This window comes from Thauera carbonicopians, from assembly GCF_025699485.1.
Classification (GTDB): Bacteria; Pseudomonadota; Gammaproteobacteria; order Burkholderiales; family Rhodocyclaceae; genus Thauera.
On sequence record NZ_JANUXN010000036.1, the window covers coordinates 1 to 5166 of the forward strand.

The following is a 5166-nucleotide window of genomic DNA, read 5'->3' on the forward strand; positions in this document are numbered from 1 at the left end:
TTTTTCGGGTTGTTTTTCTGGTTTTTGTTTTTCAGGAAGGCGGTTCGGGGTGGTTGACAGGGAGTTGTCTGTTGGTCATAATCTCGCTTCTGTGCTGACCGGCACGGATCTTTAACAACTTGAACAACCGATAAGTGTGGGTGCTTGGTGGTTGTGGTCTCGGCAGCTTCGGCTGCGGTTTCACAATGATTAGGTGCTCATACTGCAAGTCAGTATTTTGAGTACTTTGTAGGATTGAACTTAAGAGTTTGATCCTGGCTCAGATTGAACGCTGGCGGCATGCTTTACACATGCAAGTCGAACGGCAGCGCGGGCTTCGGCCTGGCGGCGAGTGGCGAACGGGTGAGTAATGCATCGGAACGTACCCAGTCGTGGGGGATAACACATCGAAAGATGTGCTAATACCGCATACGTCCTGAGGGAGAAAGCGGGGGACCTTCGGGCCTCGCGCGATTGGAGCGGCCGATGTCAGATTAGCTAGTAGGTGGGGTAAAGGCCCACCTAGGCGACGATCTGTAGCGGGTCTGAGAGGATGATCCGCCACACTGGGACTGAGACACGGCCCAGACTCCTACGGGAGGCAGCAGTGGGGAATTTTGGACAATGGGGGCAACCCTGATCCAGCCATGCCGCGTGAGTGAAGAAGGCCTTCGGGTTGTAAAGCTCTTTCGGCCGGGAAGAAATCGCACCTTTTAATAGAGGGTGTGGATGACGGTACCGGACTAAGAAGCACCGGCTAACTACGTGCCAGCAGCCGCGGTAATACGTAGGGTGCGAGCGTTAATCGGAATTACTGGGCGTAAAGCGTGCGCAGGCGGTTTGCCAAGACAGGCGTGAAATCCCCGGGCTTAACCTGGGAACTGCGCTTGTGACTGGCAGGCTAGAGTACGGCAGAGGGGGGTGGAATTCCACGTGTAGCAGTGAAATGCGTAGAGATGTGGAGGAACACCGATGGCGAAGGCAGCCCCCTGGGCCTGTACTGACGCTCATGCACGAAAGCGTGGGGAGCAAACAGGATTAGATACCCTGGTAGTCCACGCCCTAAACGATGTCGACTAGTCGTTCGGAGCAGCAATGCACTGAGTGACGCAGCTAACGCGTGAAGTCGACCGCCTGGGGAGTACGGCCGCAAGGTTAAAACTCAAAGGAATTGACGGGGACCCGCACAAGCGGTGGATGATGTGGATTAATTCGATGCAACGCGAAAAACCTTACCTACCCTTGACATGTCTGGAAGCTTGCTGAGAGGCGAGTGTGCCTTCGGGAGCCAGAACACAGGTGCTGCATGGCTGTCGTCAGCTCGTGTCGTGAGATGTTGGGTTAAGTCCCGCAACGAGCGCAACCCTTGTCACTAGTTGCCATCATTTGGTTGGGCACTCTAGTGAGACTGCCGGTGACAAACCGGAGGAAGGTGGGGATGACGTCAAGTCCTCATGGCCCTTATGGGTAGGGCTTCACACGTCATACAATGGTCGGTACAGAGGGTTGCCAAGCCGCGAGGTGGAGCCAATCCCTTAAAGCCGATCGTAGTCCGGATCGTAGTCTGCAACTCGACTACGTGAAGTCGGAATCGCTAGTAATCGCAGATCAGCATGCTGCGGTGAATACGTTCCCGGGTCTTGTACACACCGCCCGTCACACCATGGGAGTGGGTTTCACCAGAAGTAGGTAGCTTAACCTTCGGGAGGGCGCTTACCACGGTGAGATTCATGACTGGGGTGAAGTCGTAACAAGGTAGCCGTATCGGAAGGTGCGGCTGGATCACCTCCTTTCAAGAGAAAAGAGGTCGCAGTTGCCAAGTATCCACAACTTATCGGTTGTTCAGGCGAAGAGCCTCGAAGTGCATGAGAGGGTCTGTAGCTCAGCTGGTTAGAGCACCGTCTTGATAAGGCGGGGGTCGTTGGTTCGAACCCAACCAGACCCACCAGGATTTAGGGTTGCTTGAAACCTTGGCTGCTGAAGACAAGGGGGCTGTAGCTCAGCTGGGAGAGCGGCGGCTTTGCAAGCCGTAGGTCGTCGGTTCGATCCCGACCAGCTCCACCAGGTCATGCGTGTTTCGGGAAGTCAGAGATAGGGTTTGGTATCAGACATTATCTCTGACTTCTTGATCGGTAGCGATACCGGTTTGAGGTTTGCTCTTTAACAAAGTGGAAGAAGTGTAGTACGCATCGAGCCGGTGCGTACTGCAGTTGTGTGATTGCATTGGCTCAAACTGCGTTGTCAGCACAGTTTGGGCCGCACAAACGAGTTCGACCTGTGACTGGGTGCTTCTATGGAGGCACCAAGGTTATAGGATCAAGCGACTAAGTGCATGTGGTGGATGCCTTGGCGATCACAGGCGATGAAGGACGTGTAAGCCTGCGAAAAGCGTGGGGGAGCTGGCAATAGAGCTTTGATCCCACGATGTCCGAATGGGGAAACCCGGCCCGCAAGGGTCATCCCTGGCTGAATACATAGGCCAGAGGAGGCGAACGCGGTGAACTGAAACATCTAAGTAGCCGCAGGAACAGAAATCAACCGAGATTCCGCAAGTAGTGGCGAGCGAACGCGGAAGAGCCTGCACGACTAAACCATCAGCTTAGCAAAACGGTCTGGAAAGTCCGACGATACAGGGTGATAGTCCCGTATGCGAAAAGCCGGTGGCGGGTCTGAGCGTGCGACAAGTAGGGCGGGACACGAGAAATCCTGTCTGAAGATGGGGGGACCATCCTCCAAGGCTAAATACTCGTGATCGACCGATAGTGAACCAGTACCGTGAGGGAAAGGCGAAAAGAACCCCGGGAGGGGAGTGAAATAGATCCTGAAACCGCATGCATACAAACAGTGGGAGCCTCGAAAGGGGTGACTGCGTACCTTTTGTATAATGGGTCAGCGACTTACGTTCAGTAGCGAGCTTAACCGAATAGGGGAGGCGTAGCGAAAGCGAGTCTGATAAGGGCGTCGTAGTTGCTGGGCGTAGACCCGAAACCGGATGATCTATCCATGGCCAGGATGAAGGTGCGGTAACACGCACTGGAGGTCCGAACCCACTAACGTTGAAAAGTTAGGGGATGAGCTGTGGATAGGGGTGAAAGGCTAAACAAATCCGGAAATAGCTGGTTCTCCCCGAAAACTATTTAGGTAGTGCGTCGTACGGACACTTGCGGGGGTAGAGCACTGTAATCGTTGGGGGGGTCACTGCGATCTACCCCGCGATAGCAAACTCCGAATACCGCAAAGTGATATACGGCAGACAGACATCGGGTGCTAACGTCCGGTGTCAAGAGGGAAACAACCCAGACCGCCAGCTAAGGTCCCAAATGCATGGCTAAGTGGCAAACGAGGTGGGAAGGCACAGACAGCTAGGAGGTTGGCTTAGAAGCAGCCATCCTTTAAAGAAAGCGTAATAGCTCACTAGTCGAGTCGTCCTGCGCGGAAGATGTAACGGGGCTCAAGCCATGAACCGAAGCTGCGGATGTGTCTTTGACACGTGGTAGGGGAGCGTTCCGTAGGCCTGCGAAGGTGTCTCGTAAGGGATGCTGGAGGTATCGGAAGTGCGAATGCTGACATGAGTAGCGATAAAGGGTGTGAAAAGCACCCTCGCCGTAAGCCCAAGGTTTCCTGCGCAACGTTCATCGGCGCAGGGTGAGTCGGCCCCTAAGGCGAGGCAGAAATGCGTAGTCGATGGGAAACAGGTCAATATTCCTGTACCGGTTCTAGATGCGATGGGGGGACGGAGAAGGTTAGGTTGGCCATCTGTTGGAATAGGTGGTTCAAGCGTGTAGGCGTGCCCGGTAGGCAAATCCGCCGGGCTGAGCTGAGGCGTGATAACGAGGACCCTCGGGTCCGAAGCAACTGATACCCTGCTTCCAGGAAAAGCCTCTAAGCTTCAGTCTAGAACTGACCGTACCGCAAACCGACACAGGTGGGCTGGTAGAGAATACCCAGGCGCTTGAGAGAACTCAGGAGAAGGAACTCGGCAAATTGATACCGTAACTTCGGGAGAAGGTATGCCCCGTTAGCTTGTAGGAGTACATCCGAAGGGCGAAGGGGCCGCAGAGAATCGGTGGCTGCGACTGTTTATTAAAAACACAGCACTGTGCAAACACGAAAGTGGACGTATACGGTGTGACGCCTGCCCGGTGCCGGAAGGTTAAGTGATGGGGTGCAAGCTCTTGATCGAAGCCCCGGTAAACGGCGGCCGTAACTATAACGGTCCTAAGGTAGCGAAATTCCTTGTCGGGTAAGTTCCGACCTGCACGAATGGCGTAACGATGGCCACACTGTCTCCTCCTGAGACTCAGCGAAGTTGAAATGTTTGTGAAGATGCAATCTCCCCGCGGCTAGACGGAAAGACCCCATGAACCTTTACTGTAGCTTTGCATTGGACTTTGACGGGACTTGTGTAGGATAGGTGGGAGGCTATGAAACCGGGACGCCAGTTCCGGTGGAGCCAACCTTGAAATACCACCCTGGTGTCGTCGAGGTTCTAACCCAGGCCTGTGAATCCAGGTCGGGGACCGTGCATGGTGGGCAGTTTGACTGGGGCGGTCTCCTCCCAAAAGGTAACGGAGGAGTACGAAGGTCACCTAGGTACGGTCGGACATCGTACTGATAGTGCAATGGCAAAAGGTGGCTTGACTGCGAGACCCACACGTCGAGCAGGTGCGAAAGCAGGTCATAGTGATCCGGTGGTTCTGTATGGAAGGGCCATCGCTCAACGGATAAAAGGTACTCTGGGGATAACAGGCTGATTCCGCCCAAGAGTTCACATCGACGGCGGAGTTTGGCACCTCGATGTCGGCTCATCACATCCTGGGGCTGTAGTCGGTCCCAAGGGTATGGCTGTTCGCCATTTAAAGTGGTACGTGAGCTGGGTTTAAAACGTCGTGAGACAGTTTGGTCCCTATCTGCCGTGGGCGCTGGAAGTTTGAGAGGGCCTGCTCCTAGTACGAGAGGACCGGAGTGGACGCACCCCTGGTGTACCGGTTGTGACGCCAGTCGCATCGCCGGGTAGCTATGTGCGGAAGAGATAACCGCTGAAAGCATCTAAGCGGGAAACTCGCCTCAAGATGAGACTTCCCCGGGGCCTCGAGCCCCCTGAAGGGTCGTTGAAGACCACAACGTTGATAGGTCGGGTGTGGAAGCGTGGCAACACGTTGAGCTAACCGATACTAATTGCCCGTG

The 5166-nt window shown here is 54.7% G+C and carries 2 tRNA genes and 2 rRNA genes; all 4 read left to right on the top strand.

Going from position 1 to position 5166, the window contains the following annotated elements:
* The first annotated feature begins 236 nt into the window (after window positions 1-236).
* Window positions 237-1772 (top strand): 16S ribosomal RNA (locus NX068_RS20955).
* A 78-nt stretch (window positions 1773-1850) separates the two neighbouring features.
* Window positions 1851-1927: transfer RNA gene (locus NX068_RS20960), tRNA-Ile, on the top strand.
* A gap of 40 nt (window positions 1928-1967) precedes the next feature.
* Window positions 1968-2043 (top strand) — tRNA-Ala (locus NX068_RS20965).
* 250 nt (window positions 2044-2293) lie between these two features.
* Window positions 2294-5166 (top strand): 23S ribosomal RNA (locus NX068_RS20970); the annotation flags it as partial.